Source organism: Neoroseomonas oryzicola (assembly GCF_012163135.1).
GTDB classification, from domain to species: domain Bacteria; phylum Pseudomonadota; class Alphaproteobacteria; order Acetobacterales; family Acetobacteraceae; genus Neoroseomonas; species Neoroseomonas oryzicola.
Window position 1 is genome coordinate 1 of sequence record NZ_JAAVUP010000007.1, and the last position, 22,673, is coordinate 22,673.

The window sequence follows — 22,673 nt, forward strand, 5'->3', positions numbered from 1 at the left end:
AACCCGCCCGGCGTCGCCTCGACGAGCGCGGCCAGCATGCCAGCCCAGATGCCGCGGCCCGACCACCGATGGTAGCGGTTGTAGATCGTGGCCGACGGACCGTAGCAGGCCGGACAGTCCTGCCAGCGCCCGCCGTTCCTGAGCATATGGACAATGCCGCTGATGACGCGCCGGTCGTCCACCCGCCGCGCGCCGGGCTCGTTCGTCGGCAGCAGCGGCGCCAGAGCCGCCCACTGCCGGTCCGTAAGCCAGAACTCACCCGACATGATCCAAGCTCCGCTACCCAGCAGCTTGAATCACACCCCGCCGCGCCGCAGCGAGAACTGATTGGGTTTGGAGCCTAGGGCCCTTTTCGCGTCCAACCCCCACAACGCCAGCGTGCCTCCGCAGCACCACGCACGCCGCACGCAACACCAGCAACCCCCAAAAGAGCCACCACTTACAGATACACCGCAAAGGCACGCTCAGCGTTGCTGAACATGGTACCGGTGGCACCGTACAAGGCCGCCACTGCCCAGATCCAAAAGGATCTCGCCAGCGCCCTACGATGGCTGCACCATGCGGGCTGCAACGTGGTCGAGGCTCCGGGCCTGCCTTACGTGCTGGTCGGCGATGCCAGCCCGCCTGGCGCGAGCAAGTTTCGACTGCGCGATGCGTGGATGATGGAGTGCGCGCTCGATCTGCGCCTCTCCGCGCCAGAACCCGGGGAGAATGCGGGATGACCGAACCCAGCTACCGCGTCTATGCGCTGCGCTACGCAACCCGCGACGCCCTGCGACACGAGCACTTCATCGGCGGCGATCCGCACGATGCGCCGATGCCGATGGACTACTTCGTCTGGGTTGCCGTCAACGAGGACCGTGCCATCGTCATCGATACCGGCTTCACCGCCGAAGTCGCCGCGCGGCGCAAGCGGAACTACCTGCGCTGCCCGATAGAAAGCCTGCCCCTTCTGGGCGTCGATCCGGAGACGGTGGATGATGTCATCATCTCGCACCTGCATTACGACCATGTCGGCAGCTTCCACAAATTCGGCAGGGCCCGCTTCCACCTTCAGGAGGCTGAAATGCACTACGCCTGTGGGCACTTCATGAAGCACAGGAAGCTGCGCCATTCCTTCGAGGTCGAGGACGTGGTCGGTATCGTGCGCATGACCTATGCAGACCGGACCGTTTTCTACATCGGCGATGGCGAGGTCGCGCCAGGCATCACCGTGCATGCGGTCGGCGGCCATTCCATGGGCCTGCAATGCGTGCGGGTGAACACGGCGCGCGGGCAGGTCGTGCTTGCCTCAGACGTCACGCATTTCTACGAGAACATGGAGAGCGGGCGGCCCTTCACGACGTGCTTCCATGTCGGGCTGATGCTGGACGGGTTCGACCGGCTGCGCGCCCTCGCGCCGAGCCCGCGCCACGTCGTGCCGGGCCACGACCCCGAAGTGATGCGCCGGTATCCAGCCGCGCCCGGGCTCGAAGGGATCGCCGTGGAACTGCACCGCGATCCCATTGCCTGATCGGCGCTGAATGGGAGAGAGGCGCCGGCCCGATTCGCCGCCGCCGATCGCCCATCCGCTGCACCACGCGACGGATACCGCCGTCCGTGACCGTGAGCCGGGGGGGCGCCGACACGACGGGCTGGTACGATCCCGGATCACCTGCCGAGGCTCATCTGCTGCCCGGATGCCGTCTGGGGGCACCCGGCAGACCGCTCCGGCACGTGGCTCGACTGAACGATCCCCGATGCGTCCGGCGAGTTCGGGCCCGCCAGGCGGGGCACCCATCAACCTTCATGCCTACGGTGTCTTCGCGCCGGGCAGCGGCTACGATGGTGTTGCAGACCCAGCGAACCGACACCGGAGTCCATGGCCCGCAAACTTGCGATCCGACGGCATGACGAGATCCTGCGCCGCATCGGCGCCGACGGCGCCGCGGGCGTCGGCGAACTTGCCGCGGTCCTTGGCGTCTCGCACGAAACAATCCGCCGCGACCTGCGGGCACTTGCCGCACGCGGCCTGCTGGCCGTGGTCCATGGCGGCGCCGTGCCCCACCGGTCCAGCGAGCCCGCCTTCGCCGAGCGCGCCGAGGAGAACGCGGCAGGCAAGGCCGCGATCGCGCGCGCGGCCGCGGCCCTGGTCCCCGATGGCAGCGTGCTGCTGATCGATTCCGGCACGACCACACTTGCCTTCGCTCAGGCGCTCGCGGGCAAGCGGGGTCTGACGGTCTGCACCAACAGCCTCGCAGTGGCGTTGCACCTCGCCCGGCAGACGGCGCATGTGGTCCATGTGCTGGGCGGCGAGGTTGACCGCACCGAGGAAGCGACCGGCGGCGTCGACGCACTGGCCGCCATCGAGCGCTTCCGAGTCGACTTGGCCTTCATCGGCGCCGGCGGACTGACGCCGGACGGGGAGGTCACGGACTACAGTCGCACGGGCGCCGAACAGCGGCGCCGGATGATGGCGGCCGCCGCGCGGACCTGGCTGCTGATGGACCACACCAAGTTTGGTCGCCTCACGCCGGTTCGCCTCGAGACGACGGGCGGCGGGCCGGTCGGGCTCGTGGTCGATGCGGAACCGTCTCCCGGCCTTCGAAAGGCCTTGGCGCGCCGACGCATCGACCTCGTGGTTGCGCGATAATGTGGGAAAATGTGTGAAATTGCGTTGATCTGAGACAGTCGCCGGCCTACTCCTCCTCCATCGGAGGGTCACCCGGCATGGCGACGGCAGAGCGGCCATTTCCCACCCAGGCGCGCGCGGTGATCATCGGCGGGGGCATCGTCGGATGCTCCCTGGCCTATCACCTGACGCGCATGGGCTGGACGGACGTGGTGCTCCTCGAACAGGGGCGCCTGTCTTCCGGCACGACCTGGCATGCGGCGGGACTGGTCGGGCAGCTGCGGTCCCAGCGCAGCCTGACGCGGCTGATCCGGTATTCGACCGAACTCTATGCGGGCCTCGAGGCCGAGACCGGCCTCGCCACCGGATGGCGGCGCTGCGGGTCGATCTCGGTCGCGCGCACGCCGGAACGGATGACGCTGCTCCGCCGCCAGATCGCCTCGGCGCGCGCGCAAGGCGTGGACATCGAGGAGATGAGCCCGCGAGAGGCCGGCGACCGCTGGCCGCTGATGCGCACGGACGACCTGTGCGGCGCGGTCTGGATCCCGGGCGACGGCAAGGCCAATCCGGCCGACATCACCCAGGTGCTCGCCCGCGGGGCGCGCATGAAGGGGGCGCGCATCTTCGAGAAGACGCGCGTGGCCGGCATCCGGATCGAGGGCGGCGTGGTTAGGGCGGTGGAGACCGATCGCGGCACGATCCTGTGCGAGGCGGCGGCGATCTGCGCCGGGCAATGGTCGCGCGAGCTCGGCCGGCGTATCGGCGTCACCATCCCGCTGCACTCCGCCGAGCACATGTACATCGTCACCGGCCGCATGGAGGGCGTGCATCCCGACCTGCCCGTGCTGCGCGACCCCGACGGCTATGTCTACTTCAAGGAGGAGGTCGGCGGCCTGGTGATGGGCGGCTTCGAGCCCGATGCGAAGCCCTGGGGCATGGCCGGCATTCCCGATGACTTCGAGTTCCAGTTGTTGCCCGACGACTGGGATCAGTTCGAGCCGCTGATGCGCGGCGCGCTGCAGCGCGTCCCGGCGCTCGAGCATGCGGAGATCAAGACCTTCCTCAACGGCCCCGAGAGCTTCACGCCGGACGCCAACTTCATCCTCGGCCCCGCGCCCGGGCTGCGGGGACTGTTCGTCGGGGCGGGGTTCAATTCGATGGGCATCGCCTCGGCCGGCGGCGCGGGGCGGCACCTGGCGGAATGGATGGTCGAAGGCGAGCCTTCGGCCGATCTCTGGGCGGTCGACATCCGCCGCTTCGCGCCCTTCAACGGCAACCGGCGCTGGCTGCATGACCGGGTGAAGGAGACGCTGGGCCTGCACTACGCCATGCCCTGGCCGAACCGCGAGCTCGACAGCGCGCGACCGGCGCGCCGATCGCCGCTGCATGACCGTCTCGCCGCGCGCGGCGCGGTGTTCGGTTCGAAGATGGGCTGGGAGCGGGCCCTGTTCTTCGCGCCCGCGGGCGCATCGCGCGAGGTCGGCTACGGCTTCGGCCGCGGCGCCTGGTTCGGCCCGGCTGCCGAGGAGCATCGGGCGGCGCGGGAAGGCGTGGCGCTGTTCGACGTCACCTCCTTCGCGAAGCTGCTGCTGCAGGGGAAGGATGCCGAGGCCGTGCTGCAGCGACTCTGCGCCGCCGACATGGCGGTCCCCGTCGGGCGCAGCGTCTACACGCCCATGCTGAACGCCCGCGGCGGCATCGAGAGCGACCTCACCGTCGCGCGCATCGGCGCAGAGGAATTCCTGATCCTGACCGGCACGGCGCAGGCGACGCGCGACGCCGACTGGATCCGCCGCGCCATGCCCGCGGACGCGCGCGCGGTGCTGACCGATGTCACCTCCGCCTGGTCCGTGCTGGCGCTGTCGGGGCCGCGGTCCCGCGACGTGCTGCAGCACGCGGGCGCGGAGGGCATCGGCAACGAGGACCTGCCATTCGGCGGGTTCAGGACGGTCGACGTCGGCTATGCCTCGGCCCTGGCGTGCCGGCGCTCCTACACGGGCGAACTCGGCTTCGAGATCTACGTGCCGACGGAATTCGCACTCAGCGCGCATGACGCGCTGGTCGACGCCGGCGGCCCCTTCGGGCTGCGCCATGCGGGCTATGCGGCGCTCGACTCGCTGCGCGTCGAGAAGGGCTACCGCGCCTGGGGTCGCGACATCGGTCCCGACGATACGCCCTGGGAGGCGGGGCTCGGCTTCGCGGTGGCGCTGGACAAGGGCTGCGACTTCACCGGCCTGGCGGCCTTGCTGGCGGCGCGCGACGCGCCCTTGCGGCGGCGCCTGGTGTCGTTGTTCGCCGAGGCGCCGAATGGGCCGCTGGCCTGGGGCGGCGAGTTGCTGCTGCGGGATGGCGCGCCGGTCGGCGACGTCACGTCGGCCGCCTTCGGGCACACGCTTGGCGGCGTCGTCGCACTTGCCTGGGTCCGAGCCGAGGAGGCGATCGACCAGGCTTGGCTCGACGCCAGGCCGCTGCTGCTCGACATCGGTGGGGAGCATGTTCCGGTGCGGGCCTCGCTGCGCCCGTTCCATGACCCCAAGGGGCTGCGGATGCGCGCATGACCGGGATGGACCCGGCCACCTTCGCCGCGGTGCTCTGCGCGGCGATGGCTCATGCGGGGTGGAACGCGCTCGCGAAGCGGGCGCTCGATCCGGTCCTGGGCGTGACGCTGATCGTGGTGCTGGCGGGCGCGATCGCCTTGCCGCTGCTGCCGGTGGTCGGACTCCCGTCGGTGCAGTCCCTGCCGTTCGTCGCGGCCTCGGTCGCACTGCATTTCGGCTACAACCTCGTCCTCGCGGAAGCCTATCGGACCGGCGGGCTGGGCCTCGTCTATCCGATCGCCCGTGGCGCCGCGCCCGCGGTGGTGGCCGTCGCCGGCGCCGCCTTGTTCGGGGAGGTCCTTGCGCCCACCGGGATCTTCGGCGTCGCGATGATCGTCGCGGGCGTGGCCGGCATGTCCGTGCGACGCCCCGCGGACCTGCTGCACGCTGACCGTCGTGCGGTGTTCTTCGCCCTCGTCACCGCCGGCTTCATCGCGTCCTATACGCTGGTGGACGGGCAGGGGTCGCGGCTGTCTGGCAATCCGCATGGCTATGCGGTGCTGCTGTTCGTGATCGATGGCGCGGTGACCTGCGGCTTCCTTCTCCTGCGTCGTGGCGCTGCCGCGCTGAGGGTGGCGCCGCGTACCCTTGCGCCGGCGCTGTTCGGCGCGGCGATGCAGCTCGCGGGCTATTGGATCGTGATCTGGGCCATGGCCTCGGCGCCGATCGCCCTGGTCGCGGCGTTGCGCGAGACCAGCGTGCTGTTCGCGGCGTTGCTCGCCGTGGTGATGCTGCGCGAACCCCTCGCACCGTTCCGCCTGGTGGCGGCCGCGGTGATCCTGGGCGGCGCGCTGCTCATCCGCCTCGGTTGACCGGCGAGAGGCGGGCCGGCGCCTCCTCGCTCGCGCGCAGGCGAGATTCCGCGAGCTCCCCCGACCCTTCGAGGATCGGATAGGCGACCGCCGTCAGGTGCCCGTGGATGCGCTTGAGGTCGCGGATGATGTCGAGATGGATCGCGCTCGTCGCGATGGATTCCGGCCGGCCTTCCTTGAGGCGCGCGAAATGGCGCTCGGCGGCCTCGCGCTCCGCCGTGCGCGTCGGCCCCTTGTCGGCGAATAGTCGGCGGGCGAGCGCGACGTCGCGCGTGGCGAAGACGTTGCAGGCGAGGCGCATCGTCTCCTCGACGCGGGCGTGGAAGGCGCGGATCTCGGCCTCACCCTCCGGCGAGAAGGCGAGCTGGTTTCGGATCTTCTTGGTCGCCAGTTCCATCAGGTTCTTGTCGATGATGTCGCCGATATGCTCGAGGTTCGTCGTGAAGGTCAGGATCTCGACGTAGCGGCGGCTTTCCTCGGCGGTCAGTTCCGCCCGGGACACCTGCACGAGATACAGCTTGATCGCCTCGTAGAGCCGGTCGACGGCGTTGTCGGCTTCCTCCACCTCGCGCACCAGGCGGGGGTCGCTGCCTTCGATTGCCGGCAGCGCGCGGCGCAGCATCTCGGCGACGCGGTCGCCCATATGCAGCGTTTCGCGCATCGCGCAGGCGAGGGCCTCGGCCGGTTCGTTGAGCGCCGAACTGTCGAGGTGCCGCGCGGCGACGCTGTCGCGTGCCTCCGGCGCGTCGGGCTGGATGCGTTCCAGCAGCCGAGCCAGGACGCCCACCAGCGGCAGGGCGACCAGGGCGAGCGCGATGTTGAAGCCCGTATGCATGTGCACGACGAGGCGTTCCGCGTGATCGCCGGCCAGGACCTGCGCGAAGGAGGCGATCGGCGTCACGAAGGGCAACACGGCGAAGACGCCGGCGGCACGGATGATCAGGTTGCCGAGCGGCACGCGCCGCGCGGCCGGCGGCGCCCCGGACAGCGCGAACCAGGGCACCAGCGCGCCGCCGAGATTGGCGCCGAGCACCAGCGCGATGGCCGCCGGTGCCGTGAGGATTCCCGCACCCGACAGCGACATGATCAGCAGCACGACCGACAGGCTGGAATGCGCCGCGTAGGTGAGCACGGTCGCCACCAGCACGGCGAGCAGCGGTTCGCCGCCCATCGCGCCCATAACGGCGCGCACCGTCTCGGATCCACGCAGCGCGCCGGACACCTGGCCGATCTGGTCCAGCGCGAGCAGCAGCAGCCCCAGCCCGACGATGGCGCGCGCCAGCCCGCGCCAGCGTTCCTGCTGCGTGCCGAGAAACAGGAACACGCCTGCCGCGACGGCCAGCGTCCATAGCCACTTCACGTCGAAGGCGAGCAACTGCGCCGCCAGCGTGGTGCCGACATCGGCGCCGAGCATCACCGCGAGCGCGGCCGGCAGCGCGATCAGCCCCTTGCCGGCGAAGGCGCCGATGATGAGGGCCATCGCCGTGCTCGACTGCAGCAGCGCGGTGGCGCCGACGCCGCCGGCGAAGGCACCGAGCCGGGTGCGCGCAGCCGCGCCGACGACGCGCCGCAACTCCGCGCCATAGGCGCGCGTCACCCCCGTCCGGATCATCCGCACACCCCAGAGGATGAGCGCGACGCTGCCGAGCAACTGGGCGAGCATCTGCGTAGCGTGCATTCGGCCTGACTGCCTCCTCCTGAACCCTCGCAGAGGTCAGGATCGAAAACAATGAGGCAAAATGTGGGAAATTGCGCGAATTCGTGAAGTTGGCGCGATGCCTAACCCCCGGCGGGCCGAGCGGCCGGACCGCCCGCCCCCAGGAAGGCGCGCACCAGCGGAAGCCGCCGCCGGTCCTCGAGGCAGATGACGTACTCCGCGACGGCGAGGTCCGCATCGGCCACCAGCACCCGCCGCAGCCCTGGCTGAACTGGCAGCTCGGCCTCGAAGACGACGCCGACGCCAAAGCCGGCGAGCACCGCTTCGCGCACGGCCTCGCGCGACTGGACCTCGAGCAGGGCGCGGGGGCGGGTGCCGGCTTCGGCCAGACGCGCCTCGAAGACCTCCCGCGTGACGGACCCGCGCTCGCGGATGACCAGGTCCTCGGCGGCCAGGGCGGCGATCCGGACGCTGCCCGCCCCCGCCAGCGGATGGTCGTCGCGCACGAAGAGGACCAGGCGGTCCTCCTGCAACAGCCGGCTGTGCAGGCGGGGGTCCGAACTGCGCCGGGCCGTCACCGCGACATCCGCGTGGTGGTCCAGCACCCGGCCGATCACATCCGAGGAATTGCCGATCGCCAGGGAAAAGGTCAGGCCCGCATGGCGTTCCCGGATGCGCGCGAGGATCGGCATGACGTGGGAGGCGCTGTCGGCGGCGATGCGCAGATGGCCGCGCATCAGCGTCGCCTCCCCGGCGAGGAGGGCGCGCGCTTCCTCCTCCGCGGCGAAGAGGCGCGCGGTCACGGCGTGCAGGCTCTGCCCCAGGGGCGTCAGGCTGGCGCCGCGGCCGCGCCGGTCGAACAGGGCCACGCCGTATGTCGCCTCCAGGGCCTTCACCTGGGCGGAAAGCGTCGGTTGGCTGACGCCGCCGGCCCGCGCGGCAGCGGAGAAGGAACCGGCCTCGGCCACGAGGTGGAAGGCGCGGAGAGTGGTCGCGATGGCCATGGTGGTGTGCGGGTCATCTATAGGTCAAATCTATACCCGGTATCGAGATGAAATATTGGACCGATGGATGGTCCCGGCAGCACGCTTCCTTTCCGCGATCCAGCCGGAGCGAGTTGCCATGACTTTGACCTCCCCGTCCCGCCGCGCCGCCTCCGAGACCGGCGACCCCTTCCTTCTCACGCCCGGCCCGCTCACGACCTCCCGCAGCGTCAAGGAAGTCATGGTCCATGACTGGGGCTCGCGCGACGCCGAGTTCCTGCGGATCAACCGCGAGGTGCTGGAGCGCCTGCCCGCCATCGCGAATGCCGCGGCAACCCATGTGACCGTGCCGGTGCAGGGATCCGGTACCTTCGCCGTGGAGGCGATGCTCACCAGCCTGGTGCCGCCCGACGGCGAGGTGCTGCTGCTCGTCAACGGCGCCTATGGCCATCGCGCCAAGCGCATCCTCGACATCGCCCGCCGTCGCGCCCTGGTGCACGAGACCGCGGAGGACACGCCGCCGGACCTCGCCGAGGTCGAGCGCATCCTGGTTGCGACGCCGTCCATCACCCACGTCTTCGCGGTCCATTGCGAGACGACCTCGGGCATCCTGAACCCAGTGGCGCAGATCGGGGCGCTCGCCGCGAAGCACGGCAAGTGCTTCCTGCTCGATTCCATGTCGGCCTTCGGTGCGCTGCCGCTCGACGCCAACGCCGTGCATGCGGACGCGATCGCGGCGTCGTCCAACAAATGCATCGAGGGCGTGCCGGGCCTTGGCTTCGTGCTGTGCCGGCGCGACGTGCTGGCGAAGGCGAAGGGGAATGCGACGACGCTGGTGCTCGACCTGCACGACCAGTGGCAGGCCTTCGAGAAGACAGGCCAGTACCGCTTCACCCCGCCGATCCATGTCATCGTCGCGTTTCACCAGGCGCTGACCGAATTCCTCGCCGAAGGCGGCCAGCCCGGCCGCGGCGGACGCTATGCCGCCAACTGCAGGGTGCTGGTCGAGGGCATGCGCGCGCTCGGCTTCCGCACGCTGCTGCCGGACGCGCTGCAGGCGCCGATCATCGTCACATTCCACATGCCGAAGGATCCGCGCTTCGTCTTCCAGCGCTTCTACGATTCGCTGAAGGACCGCGGCTACGTGATCTATCCCGGCAAGCTGACCGTGGCGGACAGCTTCCGCATCGGCTGCATCGGCCATCTCGGCCGCGCCGAGATGGAAGGCGCGCTCGCGGCGGTGCGCGAGGCCCTCGGGGAATTCGGCATGACCGACGCGGCGATGGCCGCCTGAAGGACGCAGAGCGATGAACGTCTACCGCCCCATCCGCACCGTCGAAGCCAACGGACGCACCTACCGCATTCCCTCGACGCCGACCGTCGTGGTCTGCATCGACGGCTCCGAGCCCGGCTACATCGAGGCCGCGATCGAGGCCGGCGTGGCGCCGAACCTCAGCCGAATCGTGCGCGAGGGGACCAGCACCACGGCGCTGTCGGCGATGCCGAGTTTCACCAACCCGAACAACATCTCGATCATTACGGGGCGCCCGCCGATCGTGCACGGCATCGCCGGCAACTACTTCTACGACCGTGCCGCGGGCGAGGAAGTGATGATGAACGATGCGCGCTTCATGCGCACCGGGACCATCATGCAGGCGCTGCAGGCCGGCGGCGCGAAGGTCGCGGTGGTGACCGCGAAGGACAAGCTGCGCACCCTGCTGGGCTACGGCCTCGACTACGGGAACGGCACGGCGGTCGCCTTCTCCTCGGAGAAGGCAGACAAGGTCAGCCTGGCGGAGAACGGCATCACCGATGCGCTCGGCCTGACGGGCATGCCGGTGCCGGACGTCTATTCGCAGGAACTCTCGGGCTTCGTTCTCGCCGCCGGCGTGCGGCTGCTCGAGATGATGCGCCCCGACGTGATGTACCTCTCGACGACCGACTACGTGCAGCACAAGGCCGGGCCCGGATCGGACTTCGCGAACCGTTTCTACGCCATGATGGATCGCCATGTCGGCGCACTCGACAAGGCGGGCGCGGTGGTCGTGCTGACCGCCGACCACGGCATGAACGACAAGCACAAGGCGGACGGCACGCCGGACGTGATCTACCTGCAGGACCTGATGGATGGCTGGCTCGGCGCCGGCGTCGCGCGGGTAATCCTGCCGATCACCGATCCCTATGTGGTGCACCATGGCGCGCTGGGGTCCTGGGCGACGGTCTACCTGCCCGACGGCGCCGACCGCCCGGCGCTGCTGGAGAAGCTGCGTGCGCTGGACGGCGTCGAGGTCGCGCTGGACAGTCCTGAAGCCTGCGCCCGCTTCGAACTGCCGGCGGACCGCATCGGCGACCTGGTGGTGATCTCGACCCGCCACAAGGTGCTCGGCACCAGCGCCGAGCGGCATGACCTGTCGGGCCTGACGGAGCCGCTGCGCTCCCATGGCGGCCTGACCGAGCAGACCGTGCCGATGATCGCCAACCGCAAGGTCGCCTTCCGCGAGGGCCACACATTGCGCAACTTCGATGTCTTCGACGTGGCGCTCAACCTGGTGCAGGCGCCATGAACGTGCAGGCCAAGCCCCCGGTCCGTCGGGAGGCGATGCGCATCGCCGGGCGCAAGGTCACGACCGACGAGGTGGTCGAGGTCTTCAACCCCTGGAACAACCAGCTGGTCGGCACCGTCCCCGCCGCACGGCCCGAGCATGTGCGGGAAGCCTTCGCCACAGCGCGCGCCTTCACGCCGAAGCTGACCCGGTACGAGCGCCAGCAGATCCTGCTGCGCACGGCGGAAGCCCTGCGTGACCGCAAGGAGGAGTTCGCCCGCCTCATCACGGCAGAATCGGGCCTGTGCTGGAAGGATTCCCTCTACGAGGCGTCGCGCGCCTATGACGTCTATTCCTTCGCCGCGCAGCTCGCGATCCTCGACGACGGTGAGACCTATGCCTGCGACATCAGCCCGATGGGCAAGCGTCGCAAGATCTTCACGACCCGCGTGCCGCTGTCGGGCGTAATCTCGGCCATCACGCCCTTCAACCACCCGCTCAACATGGTCAGCCATAAGATCGCGCCCGCGATCGCCACCAACAATCGCGTGGTGCTGAAGCCGACCGAGCTGACGCCGCTCACCGCGCTTGCCCTTGCCGACGTGCTCTATGAGGCGGGGCTGCCGCCCGAAATGCTCTCCGTCGTCACGGGCAATCCGGCGAGCATGGGCGACGCGATGATCACCGACCCCGATGCGGAGCTGATCACCTTCACCGGCTCGGTGCGCGTCGGCAAGCACATCGCGCGGACGGCCGGCTATCGGCGCGTGGTGCTGGAACTCGGCGGCAACGACCCGCTGATCGTCATGGAGGATGCCGACCTCGACAAGGCCGCGGAGCTTGCGGTCCAGGGGGCGACCAAGAACTCCGGCCAGCGCTGCACGGCGGTGAAGCGCATCCTGGTGGTGGAGAGCGTCGCCGACGAATTCTCGCGACTGGTGCTGGCGAAGGCCCGCAAGCTTGTCGCGGGCGATCCGATGGATCCGACCGTCGATGTCGGCACCGTCATCCACGAACGCGCCGCCTGCGAGTTCGAGCGCCGGGTGACGGATGCCGTCGCCCAGGGGGCACGGCTGTTGCATGGCAACGACCGCAGGGGCGCGCTCTACCCGCCGACCGTGGTCGACCACGTCCCGCATGATGCCGAGCTGGTGCGCGAGGAGACCTTCGGTCCGGTGATCCCGATCCTGCGGTGCCCGAACGACATCGCGGAGGTCATCCGGATCTCCAACTCGACGGCCTATGGGCTGTCGTCGGGCGTCTGCACGAACAGGCTCGACTACATCACCCGCTTCGTGAACGAATTGGAGGTCGGCACCGTGAATGTCTGGGAGGTGCCGGGCTACCGGATCGAGATGTCGCCTTTCGGCGGCGTCAAGGATTCCGGACTGGGGCACAAGGAGGGGGTGGTCGAGGCCATGAAGAGCTTCACCACCATCCGGACCTACTCCCTGCCCTGGCCGGCGTAACGGACGAAACAGGACGGAGGCTTGCGAATGAGGCGATGGTTGCTTGCAGCGGGGGCGGCGATCGCCCTCGCCTTCGGGACCGGCGCGGCGGAAGCGCAGCAGCGCACCCGCGTCACGATCTACACCGCGCTCGAGAACGAGCAGCTCGCGCCCTTCAAGCAGGCGATCGAGGCGGCCGTCCCGGGCGTCGAGGTGGTCTGGGTGCGCGATTCCACGGGCGTCATCACCGCCCGCGTCATCGCCGAGCGCGAGAACCCGCGCGCCGACATGATCATGGGCCTCGCGGCCTCCTCGCTCCTCATGTTCGAGGGCATGAACCTGCTCGAGCCCTACACCCCCGCCGGGGTGGATGCGCTGAAGCCGGCCTTCCGCGACTCGACGCCGCCTGCGACCTGGACGGGCATGGATGCCTATCTCGGCGTCATCTGCTTCAACACGACCGAGGCCCGCCGCTTCAACGCACCGACGCCGACCACCTGGCAGGACCTCACGAAGCCGGAGTTCCGGGGCCGGCTGGTTATGCCGCATCCGGCCTCCTCCGGCACCGGCTACCTGATGGTCGCGATGTGGCTGCAGCAGATGGGCGAGGAAGCCGGCTGGCGCTTCATGGACGCGCTGCACGAGAACATGGCCGTCTACACGCATTCCGGCTCGGCGCCCTGCGTGCAGGCTGCCCGCGGCGAACGCGTCGCCGGCATCTCGCTCGACATGCGCGGGGCGCGCGAACGTACCCAGGGCGCGCCCATCGAGGTCATCATCCCGGCCGAGGGCACGGGCTGGGACATGGAGGCGACCTCCATCGTCCGCGGCACGCGCAACCTTGAAGCGGCCCGGCGCATCGCCGACTGGGTGGCGACGCGCCAGGCGAACGAGCTATACAGCCGCTTCTACGCCGTCGTCGCCTATCCGGGCGTCACCAACACGCCGACCAACTATCCGGCGAATGCCGAGGCGCGGATGTTCCCGAACAACTTCACCTGGATGGCGGAAAACCGCGAACGCATCCTGGCGGAGTGGTCGCGTCGCTACGAGTCCAAGGCGGCGCCACGCAACTGATCGGCTCGCGGCGCGGGCCACCCGGCCCGCGTCGCATCGGCGGCGAATGAGGGCCCGGCACCATGTCAAGCCTGCGCTTCGAGACGGCGGATTCCGCCGCGACCCGGCCCGCCGGCGGATCGGCGGCCGGACCCTCGGTCTCGTCGCACGCATATCTGGTCGTGCGCGGCCTGACGCGACGCTTCGGCGCCTTCACCGCGCTTGACCGGATCGACCTCGAGGTCCGGCGCGGCGAGTTCGTCTGCTTCCTCGGTCCGTCGGGCTGCGGCAAGACGACGTTGCTGCGCGCCATCGCCGGTCTCGACCGGCAGGATGAGGGGCGGATCGAGATCGGTGGGCGCGACGTGTCCCATGCGCCCCCGGCCGACCGCGACTTCGGCATCGTCTTCCAGTCCTATGCGCTGTTCCCGAACCTCACCGTCAACGACAACGTCGCCTATGGCCTGGTGAACCGCCGTCGGCCGCGCGCGGAGATCGCCGCTCGGGTCAAGGAATTGCTGGCGTTGGTGGGGCTGCCCGATCAGGGCGCGAAGTTTCCGGTGCAGTTGTCGGGTGGCCAGCAGCAGCGCGTGGCCCTGGCGCGCGCGCTTGCGACCTCGCCGGGACTGTTGCTGCTGGATGAGCCGCTCTCCGCACTCGACGCGCGCGTCCGCCTGCATCTGCGGGAGGAGATCCGCGCCCTGCAGAACCGGCTCGGCGTGACCACGATCATGGTGACGCACGACCAGGAGGAAGCACTGGCCATGGCCGACCGCATCGTGGTGATGAACCACGGCGTGATCGAGCAGGTCGGCACGCCCGAAGATATCTACCGCACGCCGGCAAGCGCCTTCGTCGCGGACTTCGTCGGCACGATGAGCTTCCTCGATGGGAAGGTGTCGGCACCGGGCGAGGTCCGGGTCGGCACCCGCAGCCTGCGGGTGGCTGATGGCCGTGCGGTGGCGACCGGCTACGCCGCGCGGGTCGGGCTCCGGCCCGAGGATGTCCGTGTTCGCGGCGTTCGTCCGGATGACGAGAACGCCTTCGAGGCCATCATCGAGGATGTCGAGTTCCTGGGCGCCTTCTGCCGTGCTCGGCTCGTCGCACGGGACGAGCCCGCGCTGGCGCTGCTGGCGGATTTCTCCGCCAATCTGATGCGCGATGTGGGCGTGGAGGTCGGCAAGCCACTGCTGGTGGCCCTGCCGCCCGAATCTCTGCGCGTCTTCGCGCGCTCGTCGCCGATCGCCGAGGAGGAGGCGGCGTCGTGAGCGCCGTCCTCCAGTCGTCGGAGGACGTTCTTCTGCCGACCCGCCGCGTCGTCACCGAACAGCGAGTGGTGGCCATCCTGGTCGGCCTGCTCTGCCTGGCGCTGCTGGTGGCGATCGCGCTGCCGCTCTGGGCGCTGCTGTCGAAGAGCTTCCTGAACGCCAACGGCGAATTCGTCGGATTGGCGAATTTCGCCCGGTACTTCGCGACGCCGGCGCTCGTGCAGTCGTTGATCAACAGCGTCATGGTGGCAGGGCTCGCGACCTGCATCGTGGTTCCGCTGGCGTTCATCTACGCCTATGCGCTGACGCGCAGTTGCATCCCGGCGAAGGGGCTCTTCTACGCACTCGCCCTGCTGCCCATCTTCGCCCCGTCGCTGCTGCCGGCGCTGTCCTTCATCTACATCTTCGGCAACCAGGGATTCCTGAAGGACCTGCTGTTCGGCGCAACGATCTACGGGCCGATCGGCATCGTCATGGCGCAGGTCTTCTACTGCCTGCCGCATGCCACGATGATTCTGGTCGCCGCGCTCGCCCTGTCGGATGGCCGGCTCTATGAGGCCGCGGCAGCGCTCGGCACGACGCGCTGGCGGGTCTTCCTGACGGTCACGCTGCCGGGGGCACGCTACGGCGTGGTATCCGCCGCGGTCGTGGTCTTCACCCTCGTCGTGACGGATTTCGGCATCCCGAAGGTGATCGGCGGGCAGTTCGCCGTGCTCGCGACGGACGCCTACAAGCAGGTCGTCGGCCAGCAGAATTTCAGCATGGGCGCGGTGGTCGGCATGGTGCTGCTGGTGCCGGCCGTGCTCGCCTTCTTCGTGGAGCAGATCCTGAAGCGCCGGCAGGTCGCGCTCCTCTCCGCGCGTGCCGTCCCCTATTCGCCGCGTCCCGAGCGCCGGCGCGACACCGCGCTGCTGATGTTCTGCGTCCTGGTGGGCGGGCTGGTCGCGGGCATCCTCGGCGTCGCTGTCTGGGCTTCCTTCATCAAGTACTGGCCATACAACCTCTCACTGACGCTCTCGAACTACGACTTCGCGGAGTTCGAGCCCGATGGCTGGCAGCCCTACTTCAACTCGCTCAAGATGGCAGCGCTGACGGCCCTTATCGGCACGCCGGTCATCTTCCTCGGGGCCTACCTGATCGAGAAGGTACGGTCGGCGGTGCTCGGGCGGTTCTTCGCCCATTTCCTGGCCATGCTGCCGATGGCGGTGCCTGGCCTCGTGCTCGGCCTCGGCTACGTCTTCTTCTTCAATGCGCCGTGGAACCCGCTGGGGGCGCTGTATGGCACCATCGCGGTCCTGGCGCTGAACAGCCTCGCGCATTTCTACACGGTCGCGCACATCACGGCGGTCACGGCGCTCAAGCAGATCGATGGTGAATTCGAGTCCGTATCGGCCTCGCTGAAAGTGCCGTTCTGGACGACGCTGCGCCGCGTCACGGTGCCCATCTGCATGCCGTCGCTGCTCGACATCGCCGTCTATCTCTTCGTCAATGCGATGACGACGGTCTCGGCTGTCATCTTCCTCTACGGGCCGGGCACCAAGCTTGCCTCGATCGCTGTGGTCCATATGGACGAAGCCGGCGCGATCGCCGCCGCCGCCGCCATGGCCACCTGCATCGTGGTCACGGCGATCGCCGTGAAGCTGCTGCACCTGCTGCTCGACGCGCTGCTGTTGAGCAGGCTGCAGCGCTGGCGGGTGCGGACGGGCTGACGGCTCAGTCCTTGGTCGGCGGCGGCCGTCGCGGCGGCGCGTCGGGATTGCCTTCGCGCTCATCGCGATAGAGCGCGGCGCGCGCGAGGAGCATCAGCGTCACCGGCGTCGTAACCACCATGAAGGCGCCGATCAGGATCTCGTGCAGCACGAAGCGCGTCTGCAGGACGGAGAAGTACAGCATCGATGCGATGAGGATGCTGCCGATGCCCAGCGTCGTCCCCAGCGTCGGCGCGTGCATGCGGTCATAGAAGCTCTTCAGCGTTACCAGGCCGATCGAGCCGGCGAGCGCCAGGCCCGCGCCCACCACCAGCAGCATCGCAACCGGAAGCGCCGCCCATAGGGGTAGATCCGCCGCCTGGCTCATTCGATCACCTCCCCGCGCATGAGGAACTTCGACAGCGCCGCCGTCGCGACGAAGCCGAGCAGCGAGATGAGCAGCGCCGCCTCGAAGTAATGCGTCGTCCCGGTGCGGACGCCGAAGACGAGCAGCAGCATCGCGCCGTTCACATAGAGCGTATCGAGCGCGAGGACCCTGTCCTGAGCCCTTGGCCCGCGCAGCACGCGCAGCGCCGCGCAGCCCATGGCGGCGACGAGCAGGATCTGCGCGACCAGCACGGCGGCTGAGATCAGCGTCGCGCTCATTCGAAGATCTCCATCAGCCGGCGCTCCCAGCGGTCCTTCACGATGCGCACCCAGGCGTCCTCGTCGATCAGGTCGAGCACGTGCAGCAGCATGGTGCCGTCGGTCGAATCGTAATCCACCCACACCGTCCCTGGCGTGGCCGTCAGGATGCAAGCCAGCGCCGCGAGGCCGTGCGGGCTGCGCATGTCGAGCGGTACGCGGACGAAGCCCGACCGCCGCGCATCTTCGCGCGACGGGCGGAGGATGATGCGGGCGACGGCGTTGTTCGACCGGAAGACTTCGACCACCACATCGCGGAGCAGGCCCGGCACGCTGCCGAGGCGCCGCAGCCTGGCCTTCGGGAAGCGCAGGCGCAGCAATGTGCCGCACCCAGCGAGAGCGAGGGCAGTGGCCAGGAGGAACGCCGCGGTCGAGACGCTCTCGGTCAGCAGCAGCCACAGCAGGGCGAGCCCGAGGCCGATCAGCGGGTAGGGGAACCAGCGCTTCATCGGCCGGGCCCCCCGGCCGGCGTCGAGACGACGCCCTGGAGGTAGTCCGCCGGGATGTGCAACCGCTCGGCCGCCGATTGGAGATAGGCCATGGCGGGACCGGCGCCGACCGTCAGGGCGACGCAGAGCAGCAGCAGCATCGCGACGGGGAGGATCTCGATGAGGCCGATGCGCGGCGCGCGTGTCGCCGGCGAGGCCCAGAACACGTCGATCCCGGTGCGCAGCATGGCAACGACGGTCGCGAAGCCAGACAGGATCAGAGCCGCCATCAGCACCCAGCTCGTCGCCGGCACGCCAGTCCCGCCGCTGGCGAGCAGCGTCGAGAGGATGGCGAACTTCGCCAGGAAGCCCGACAGCGGCGGCAGGCCCGCGAGCAGCACAGCGCAGGCCATGAAGGCGAAGCCAAGGATCGCGACGGTGCCCGGGATCGCCACGCCGACGACCTCCTGCTCGTCGATCTCTTCCTCCTCCTCGCCGGCGCCGAAGGCCTCGCGGCTGACCGCGAGCACGTCCGCGCCGACTTCCCGGCCGCGTTCGACCAGCTCGATGAGAAGGAAGAAGGCCCCGATCGAGAGCACCGAGCTGACGAGGTAGAGCAGCGCGCCGCCGGTCACCGCCGCCTGCCCTGCACCGATCGCCGCCAGCAGCGTGCCCGAGGAGATCATCACGCTCGCGCCTGCGAGGCGCGGCAGGTTCTGCGTGGCCAGCACGGCGATGGAGCCGAAGGCGATGGTCAGCAGCCCGCCGATCAGGAGCCAGGCCTCCCCGAAGCCGGCGGATGGGCCCGCCGCGGCGCCGAACAGCAGCAGCCAGACGCGCAGCACCGCATAAATGCCGACCTTGCTCAGGATGGACAGGATCGCCGCCGCCGGCGTCGTGGCCGCCGCGTAGGTCGGCGGCAGCCAGAAGCCCAGCGGCCACATCGCGGCCTTCACCAGGAAGGCGATGCCGAGCACGGCAAGACCCGTCTCGAGAAGCCCGCGGTCGTGGGGCGTCACCCCGCGCATCCGGTGGGCGAGCTCTGCCATGTTGAGCGTGCCGGCAACCCCGTAGACGACGCTGACGCCGACGAGGAAGAGCAGCGAGGCGACCAGGTTGACGACGATGTAGTGCATCCCGGCGCGCACGCGCGCGACGCCCGATCCGTGCAGCGCCATGCCGTAGGAGGCTGCCAGCATTACCTCGAAGAAGACGAAGAGGTTGAACAGGTCCCCGGTCAGGAAGGCGCCGTTCAACCCCATCAGCTGGAACTGGAACAGCGGGTGGAAGTGGACGCCCGCACGTTCCCAGCGGCCCATCGAGAACAGGAAGGCCGCGAAGCCGAGGAGTGCCGCGAGCGCCAGCATGACGGCCGACAGCCGGTCGAGCACCAGCACGATTCCGAACAGCGACGGCCAGTTGCCCAGGCGATACACGTGCACGGCCGGCCCGTCCGCGATGCCGATCAGGATCGTCGCCAGCACGACGAGCGTGAGGGTCGACAGCAGGCCGATCGCCGCGGTCAGCCGGCGCCGGCGATCGCCCGCGAGGATCATCGCCGCGCCCGCGATCATCGGCACGACGATCGGCGCGACGACCAGGTGCTGCATCCAGCCGCTCACCGCTCGCGCTCCCGACCGTCGACGTGATCGGTGCCGGTCAGGCCGCGCGCGGCCAGCAGCACGACCAGCAGCAGCGCTGTCGTCGCGAAGCCGATGACGATGGCGGTCAGAACAAGGGCCTGCGGCAGCGGGTCGGCATAGGCCCCGAGCGTCCCGGTCTCCCCCGGGGAGAGGATCGCCGCCGCGCCGCTGCGCAGTCCACCCGTCGAGAAGATGAACAGGTTCACCGCATAGGACAGCAGTGCCAGGCCGACGATGAGCTGGAAGGTGCGCGGGCGCAGCAGCAGCCACACGCCCGACCCGGCCAGCACCCCGATGGCGAGGGAGACGACGAGTTCCATCACGCCTCTCCCGCGCGGCCGGCCGCGCGGCGCGGCGCGGAGCGATGCCCGCGGACCGACTGATGCGCCAGGGCCACGAGCATCAGCAGCGTCGCCCCGACCACCAGCGCGAAGACGCCGATGTCGAAGATCAGCGCGCTCGCCGTCGGGACCTTGCCGATCAGCGGCAGCTCCGCATAGGCGAAGTAGGTGGTCAGGAACGGCCGGCCGAAGAACCAGGCCGCGAGGCCGGTGCCCGAGGCGACGAGCAGCCCAGCGCCGAGCCAGATCTGGGGAAGCAGGCGCAGGTGGCTCTCGGTCCAGGCCGCACCGCCGATGATGTACTGCAGCAGGATGGCGATCGCGACGACCATGCCGGCCGAGAAGCCGCCGCCAGGCAAGTCGTGGCCGCGCAGCAGCAGGAAGACCGCGACGATCAGCATGACCGGGAACAGCAGGCGCGTGAGCGTGAAGGGGACCAGCAGCCAGTCTGCGGTCGGGCGCACCGCGTCCTCGTGCTGCGCGCCGCCGTCCTGCTCGCGCTGCTGCTCGGGGATCCCGACGCTGTCCGCGGCGGGGCGGAAGCGACGCAGCAGGGCGTAGGTGGTCAGGGCCACGGCGGCGACGACGAAGATCTCGCCCAGCGTGTCGAAGCCGCGGAAATCGACGAGGATGACGTTGACCACATTGGTGCCGCCGCCCTCGGTGTAGGCGCGCTCGAGGAAGTGGCGCGCGAGGAGCTCGGGCGGCACCCGCGTCATGACGGCATAGGACAGGGCCGCGAGGCCGCCTCCGGCGCCGATCGCGATGGCGAGGTCGCGCGCCCGGCGCGTGCGCGTCAGAACCTCCGGCCCCTTCTCCCCGGCGACCTGGAAGCGCTTTGGCAGCCAGCGCAGGCCGAGCACCAGCAGGACCGTCGTCACCACCTCGACCGTCAGCTGCGTCAGCGCGAGGTCGGGTGCCGAGAACCACACGAAGGTGATGCAGACGACGAGCCCCACGCCGCCGAGCAGGATCACGGCGGCGAGCCGGTGGAACTTCGCCTGCCAGGCGGTCCCGAGCGCGAAGGCCGCACCCACCATCCAGATCAGCGCCAGCACCGGGTCGACCGGCGTGGAGGGCAGGTTGCCCGGGCCGAAGCCGCGCAGCCAGACGGCGCCGGCGCCGGCCAGGATCGCGATCCCCACGATCAGCCGCAGCTGCGGCTGGAGGCGGCGCGTCCCGAGCAGGGCCTCGAGCCGCCGCGCGAGCCGCCAGGACACGAACACCATGACCCGTTCGAAGATCCGCTGCGCGTCGATGCGCCGGATCAGCGGGGCTCCTTCCACGCTGCCCTTCAGCCGCTGCTGCAGCAGCATGTAGAGCATGACGCCGCCGGCGAGGGCGATGACGCTCATCAGCAGGGGCAGGTTGAAGCCGTGCCAGACTGCCAGGCTGTAGTAGGGCACATCCGCCCCCAGCACGCCGCGAACGGCGATGGCGAGGTAGGGCCCGACGGTGGCCGCCGGCAGCAGCCCCACCATGATGCAGGTGAGGACGAGGATCTCGACCGGCAGGCGCATCCAGCTTGCCGGTTCGTGGGGCGTGCGCGGCAGGTCGGTCGCCGCGGGTCCGAAGAAGGCGCCATGAATGAAGCGCAGGGAATAGGCAACGGAAAAGGCGCTCGCGAGCAAGGCGGCGACCGGCAGGACGTTCAGCAGAGGGGAGAGCGGCACGTCGGCCGTCAGCGCCTCGGCGAAGAACATCTCCTTCGACAGGAAGCCGTTGAGCAGGGGCACGCCCGCCATGGCGGCTGCCGCCACCATGGCCAGCCGTGCCGTGAAGGGCATCGACTGGTTCAGGCCTGACAGCCGCCGGATGTCCCTCGTGCCGGTCTCATGGTCGATGATGCCGGCGGCCATGAAGAGCGAGCACTTGAATGCCGCGTGGTTGATGATGTGGAAGACGGCGGCGACCAGCGCGAGCTCGCTCTTCAGCCCCAGCAGCAGCGTTATGAGTCCGAGATGGCTGATCGTGGAATAGGCGAGCAGCCCCTTCAGGTCGTTCTGGAAGATGGCGATGTAGGCGCCGAGAAGCAGCGTCGTCAGTCCCGCCAGTCCGACCGTCCAGGCCCAGGCATCGGTACCCGCCATGACCGGCCACAGCCGCGCGAGCAGGAAGACGCCCGCCTTCACCAGCGTCGCCGAATGCAGGTAGGCCGAGACCGGCGTCGGCGCCGCCATCGCGTGCGGCAGCCAGAAGTGGAAGGGGAATTGCGCGCTCTTCGTCAGCGCGCCGAGCACGACGAGGATCAGCGCCGCGAGGTAGAGTGGATGCTCCCGGATGCGGTCCCCGGCCGACAGCACGGCGTCCAGGTCGTAGCTGCCGACGATGTGCCCGATCAGCAGTACCCCGCCGAACAGCGCCAGCCCGCCGGCGCCGGTCACGGTCAGCGCCATGCGCGCCCCGTCGCGCGCGGCCGCCGTGTGGTGCCAGTAGCCGATGAGCAGGAAGGAAAAGAGGCTCGTCAGTTCCCAGAAGAAGACGAGCTGCACCAGGTTGCCCGACACCACCACGCCCGTCATCGCACCCATGAAGGCGAGCAGGAAGGCGAAGAAGCGCGGCACCGGGTCGTCCGAGGACATGTAGTAGCGCGCATAGAGGACCACGAGCGCGCCGATGCCGCTGATCAGCCCGGCGAACAGCCAGGCGAAGCCGTCGAGACGCAGCGTGAGGTTCAGCCCCAGCGTCGGCATCCAGGCGAATTCCGCCCGCAGCACGCCGCCGGCCGACACCGTCGGATAGGCCGCCCAGACAAGGCCGAGGCAGGCAAGCGCGACCGCCCCGGCCACGCCCGAGGCCGCATCCCGCGCCCGCAACAGCCCGGCGACAATGGCGCCGATGAAGGGAAGGCCGACGAGGGCCATCAGCAGCAGGCTGTCAGGCATCATGCCAT

Annotated in this window: 20 protein-coding genes; 11 read left to right on the forward strand and 9 right to left on the reverse strand. The window is 69.5% G+C overall.

The window, feature by feature from the left end:
• The coding region (locus GWK15_RS18800; RefSeq protein WP_168042923.1) for a transposase at positions 1 to 266 on the reverse strand (266 nt) is incomplete at its 3' end.
• 204 nt (positions 267 to 470) lie between these two features.
• Here GWK15_RS18800 and GWK15_RS18805 point away from each other — a divergent pair.
• From GWK15_RS18805 to GWK15_RS18825, 5 genes are all read left to right on the forward strand, one after another.
• Positions 471 to 722, forward strand: coding sequence for a hypothetical protein (locus GWK15_RS18805; RefSeq protein ID WP_168042924.1), 252 nt, complete (start codon positions 471 to 473; stop codon positions 720 to 722).
• Entirely contained in the window at positions 719 to 1,513 is a 795-nt protein-coding gene (locus tag GWK15_RS18810) for an N-acyl homoserine lactonase family protein (protein WP_168042925.1), read from the forward strand. The genes GWK15_RS18805 and GWK15_RS18810 overlap by 4 nt, the downstream gene beginning before the upstream one ends.
• 348 nt (positions 1,514 to 1,861) lie before the next feature.
• Positions 1,862 to 2,632 carry a DeoR/GlpR family DNA-binding transcription regulator gene (locus tag GWK15_RS18815; protein ID WP_168042926.1) on the forward strand — a complete coding sequence of 257 codons (771 nt, stop codon included), beginning with the start codon at positions 1,862 to 1,864 and terminating at the stop codon, positions 2,630 to 2,632.
• Between the two features lie 77 nt (positions 2,633 to 2,709).
• Complete coding sequence (locus GWK15_RS18820) at positions 2,710 to 5,169, forward strand: GcvT family protein (protein WP_168042927.1); 2,460 nt, start codon at positions 2,710 to 2,712, stop codon at positions 5,167 to 5,169.
• On the forward strand, positions 5,166 to 6,020 hold the full coding sequence (locus GWK15_RS18825) for an EamA family transporter (protein ID WP_209442301.1): 855 nt from the start codon (positions 5,166 to 5,168) through the stop codon (positions 6,018 to 6,020). The genes GWK15_RS18820 and GWK15_RS18825 overlap by 4 nt, the downstream gene beginning before the upstream one ends.
• Here GWK15_RS18825 and GWK15_RS18830 read toward each other — a convergent pair.
• Entirely contained in the window at positions 6,004 to 7,698 is a 1,695-nt protein-coding gene (locus GWK15_RS18830; protein ID WP_168042928.1) for a Na/Pi cotransporter family protein, read from the reverse strand. The genes GWK15_RS18825 and GWK15_RS18830 overlap by 17 nt on opposite strands.
• Positions 7,699 to 7,799: 101 nt before the next feature.
• The gene (locus GWK15_RS18835) at positions 7,800 to 8,681 is read right to left on the reverse strand and encodes a LysR substrate-binding domain-containing protein (RefSeq protein ID WP_168042929.1); all 882 of its coding nucleotides are present in this window, start codon (positions 8,679 to 8,681) and stop codon (positions 7,800 to 7,802) included.
• A gap of 118 nt (positions 8,682 to 8,799) precedes the next feature.
• Here GWK15_RS18835 and GWK15_RS18840 point away from each other — a divergent pair, with 118 nt between their 5' ends.
• From GWK15_RS18840 to GWK15_RS18865, 6 genes are all read left to right on the forward strand, one after another.
• A complete protein-coding gene (locus GWK15_RS18840) occupies positions 8,800 to 9,954 on the forward strand; it encodes a 2-aminoethylphosphonate--pyruvate transaminase (RefSeq protein WP_168042930.1) in 1,155 nt (384 codons plus the stop codon).
• Positions 9,955 to 9,967: 13 nt separating this feature from the next.
• Positions 9,968 to 11,224, forward strand: a complete 1,257-nt coding sequence (phnA, locus tag GWK15_RS18845) for a phosphonoacetate hydrolase (RefSeq protein ID WP_168042931.1) — start codon at positions 9,968 to 9,970, stop codon at positions 11,222 to 11,224.
• Positions 11,221 to 12,672: a phosphonoacetaldehyde dehydrogenase gene (gene phnY / locus GWK15_RS18850; protein ID WP_168042932.1), complete on the forward strand. Its 1,452-nt coding sequence runs from the start codon at positions 11,221 to 11,223 to the stop codon at positions 12,670 to 12,672. The genes phnA and phnY overlap by 4 nt, the downstream gene beginning before the upstream one ends.
• Positions 12,673 to 12,699: 27 nt before the next feature.
• Entirely contained in the window at positions 12,700 to 13,728 is a 1,029-nt protein-coding gene (locus GWK15_RS18855) for a putative 2-aminoethylphosphonate ABC transporter substrate-binding protein (protein WP_168042933.1), read from the forward strand.
• Positions 13,729 to 13,790: 62 nt separating this feature from the next.
• Positions 13,791 to 14,975, forward strand: coding sequence for a putative 2-aminoethylphosphonate ABC transporter ATP-binding protein (locus GWK15_RS18860; protein ID WP_168042934.1), 1,185 nt, complete (start codon positions 13,791 to 13,793; stop codon positions 14,973 to 14,975).
• The gene (locus tag GWK15_RS18865; RefSeq protein WP_168042935.1) at positions 14,972 to 16,684 is read left to right on the forward strand and encodes a putative 2-aminoethylphosphonate ABC transporter permease subunit; all 1,713 of its coding nucleotides are present in this window, start codon (positions 14,972 to 14,974) and stop codon (positions 16,682 to 16,684) included. The genes GWK15_RS18860 and GWK15_RS18865 overlap by 4 nt, the downstream gene beginning before the upstream one ends.
• A 4-nt stretch (positions 16,685 to 16,688) precedes the next feature.
• Here GWK15_RS18865 and mnhG read toward each other — a convergent pair whose 3' ends face one another.
• Genes mnhG through GWK15_RS18895 form a run of 6 tightly spaced genes read right to left on the reverse strand, consistent with a single transcriptional unit; the run spans position 16,689 to position 22,668 of the window.
• The gene (gene mnhG / locus GWK15_RS18870) at positions 16,689 to 17,051 is read right to left on the reverse strand and encodes a monovalent cation/H(+) antiporter subunit G (RefSeq protein WP_168042936.1); all 363 of its coding nucleotides are present in this window, start codon (positions 17,049 to 17,051) and stop codon (positions 16,689 to 16,691) included.
• Positions 17,048 to 17,329, reverse strand: a complete 282-nt coding sequence (locus GWK15_RS18875; RefSeq protein ID WP_168042937.1) for a K+/H+ antiporter subunit F — start codon at positions 17,327 to 17,329, stop codon at positions 17,048 to 17,050. Before GWK15_RS18875 ends, mnhG begins: the two co-directional genes overlap by 4 nt.
• Positions 17,326 to 17,817 carry a Na+/H+ antiporter subunit E gene (locus GWK15_RS18880; RefSeq protein ID WP_168042938.1) on the reverse strand — a complete coding sequence of 164 codons (492 nt, stop codon included), beginning with the start codon at positions 17,815 to 17,817 and terminating at the stop codon, positions 17,326 to 17,328. The genes GWK15_RS18875 and GWK15_RS18880 overlap by 4 nt, the downstream gene beginning before the upstream one ends.
• Positions 17,814 to 19,418: a monovalent cation/H+ antiporter subunit D gene (locus tag GWK15_RS18885; RefSeq protein WP_338147285.1), complete on the reverse strand. Its 1,605-nt coding sequence runs from the start codon at positions 19,416 to 19,418 to the stop codon at positions 17,814 to 17,816. The genes GWK15_RS18880 and GWK15_RS18885 overlap by 4 nt, the downstream gene beginning before the upstream one ends.
• Entirely contained in the window at positions 19,415 to 19,759 is a 345-nt protein-coding gene (locus tag GWK15_RS18890) for a Na+/H+ antiporter subunit C (protein WP_168042939.1), read from the reverse strand. The genes GWK15_RS18885 and GWK15_RS18890 overlap by 4 nt, the downstream gene beginning before the upstream one ends.
• Positions 19,759 to 22,668 (reverse strand): monovalent cation/H+ antiporter subunit A, encoded by a 2,910-nt coding sequence (locus GWK15_RS18895; RefSeq protein WP_245211752.1) that lies wholly within the window; start codon positions 22,666 to 22,668, stop codon positions 19,759 to 19,761. Before GWK15_RS18895 ends, GWK15_RS18890 begins: the two co-directional genes overlap by 1 nt.
• Positions 22,669 to 22,673 lie beyond the last annotated feature (5 nt).

What these genes read in the sequence shown, in the direction of transcription:
- phnY (WP_168042932.1), top strand. Translation starts at nt 11,221, where the DNA reads ATGAACGTGCAGGCCAAGCCCCCGGTCCGTCGGGAGGCGATGCGCATC.
- phnA (WP_168042931.1), top strand. Translation starts at nt 9,968, where the DNA reads ATGAACGTCTACCGCCCCATCCGCACCGTCGAAGCCAACGGACGCACC.
- GWK15_RS18830 (WP_168042928.1), bottom strand. Translation starts at nt 7,698, where the DNA reads ATGCACGCTACGCAGATGCTCGCCCAGTTGCTCGGCAGCGTCGCGCTC.
- GWK15_RS18835 (WP_168042929.1), bottom strand. Translation starts at nt 8,681, where the DNA reads ATGGCCATCGCGACCACTCTCCGCGCCTTCCACCTCGTGGCCGAGGCC.
- GWK15_RS18825 (WP_209442301.1), top strand. Translation starts at nt 5,166, where the DNA reads ATGACCGGGATGGACCCGGCCACCTTCGCCGCGGTGCTCTGCGCGGCG.
- GWK15_RS18855 (WP_168042933.1), top strand. Translation starts at nt 12,700, where the DNA reads ATGAGGCGATGGTTGCTTGCAGCGGGGGCGGCGATCGCCCTCGCCTTC.
- GWK15_RS18815 (WP_168042926.1), top strand. Translation starts at nt 1,862, where the DNA reads ATGGCCCGCAAACTTGCGATCCGACGGCATGACGAGATCCTGCGCCGC.
- GWK15_RS18895 (WP_245211752.1), bottom strand. Translation starts at nt 22,668, where the DNA reads ATGATGCCTGACAGCCTGCTGCTGATGGCCCTCGTCGGCCTTCCCTTC.
- GWK15_RS18810 (WP_168042925.1), top strand. Translation starts at nt 719, where the DNA reads ATGACCGAACCCAGCTACCGCGTCTATGCGCTGCGCTACGCAACCCGC.
- GWK15_RS18820 (WP_168042927.1), top strand. Translation starts at nt 2,710, where the DNA reads ATGGCGACGGCAGAGCGGCCATTTCCCACCCAGGCGCGCGCGGTGATC.
- GWK15_RS18840 (WP_168042930.1), top strand. Translation starts at nt 8,800, where the DNA reads ATGACTTTGACCTCCCCGTCCCGCCGCGCCGCCTCCGAGACCGGCGAC.
- GWK15_RS18860 (WP_168042934.1), top strand. Translation starts at nt 13,791, where the DNA reads ATGTCAAGCCTGCGCTTCGAGACGGCGGATTCCGCCGCGACCCGGCCC.
- GWK15_RS18890 (WP_168042939.1), bottom strand. Translation starts at nt 19,759, where the DNA reads ATGGAACTCGTCGTCTCCCTCGCCATCGGGGTGCTGGCCGGGTCGGGC.
- GWK15_RS18875 (WP_168042937.1), bottom strand. Translation starts at nt 17,329, where the DNA reads ATGAGCGCGACGCTGATCTCAGCCGCCGTGCTGGTCGCGCAGATCCTG.
- GWK15_RS18880 (WP_168042938.1), bottom strand. Translation starts at nt 17,817, where the DNA reads ATGAAGCGCTGGTTCCCCTACCCGCTGATCGGCCTCGGGCTCGCCCTG.
- mnhG (WP_168042936.1), bottom strand. Translation starts at nt 17,051, where the DNA reads ATGAGCCAGGCGGCGGATCTACCCCTATGGGCGGCGCTTCCGGTTGCG.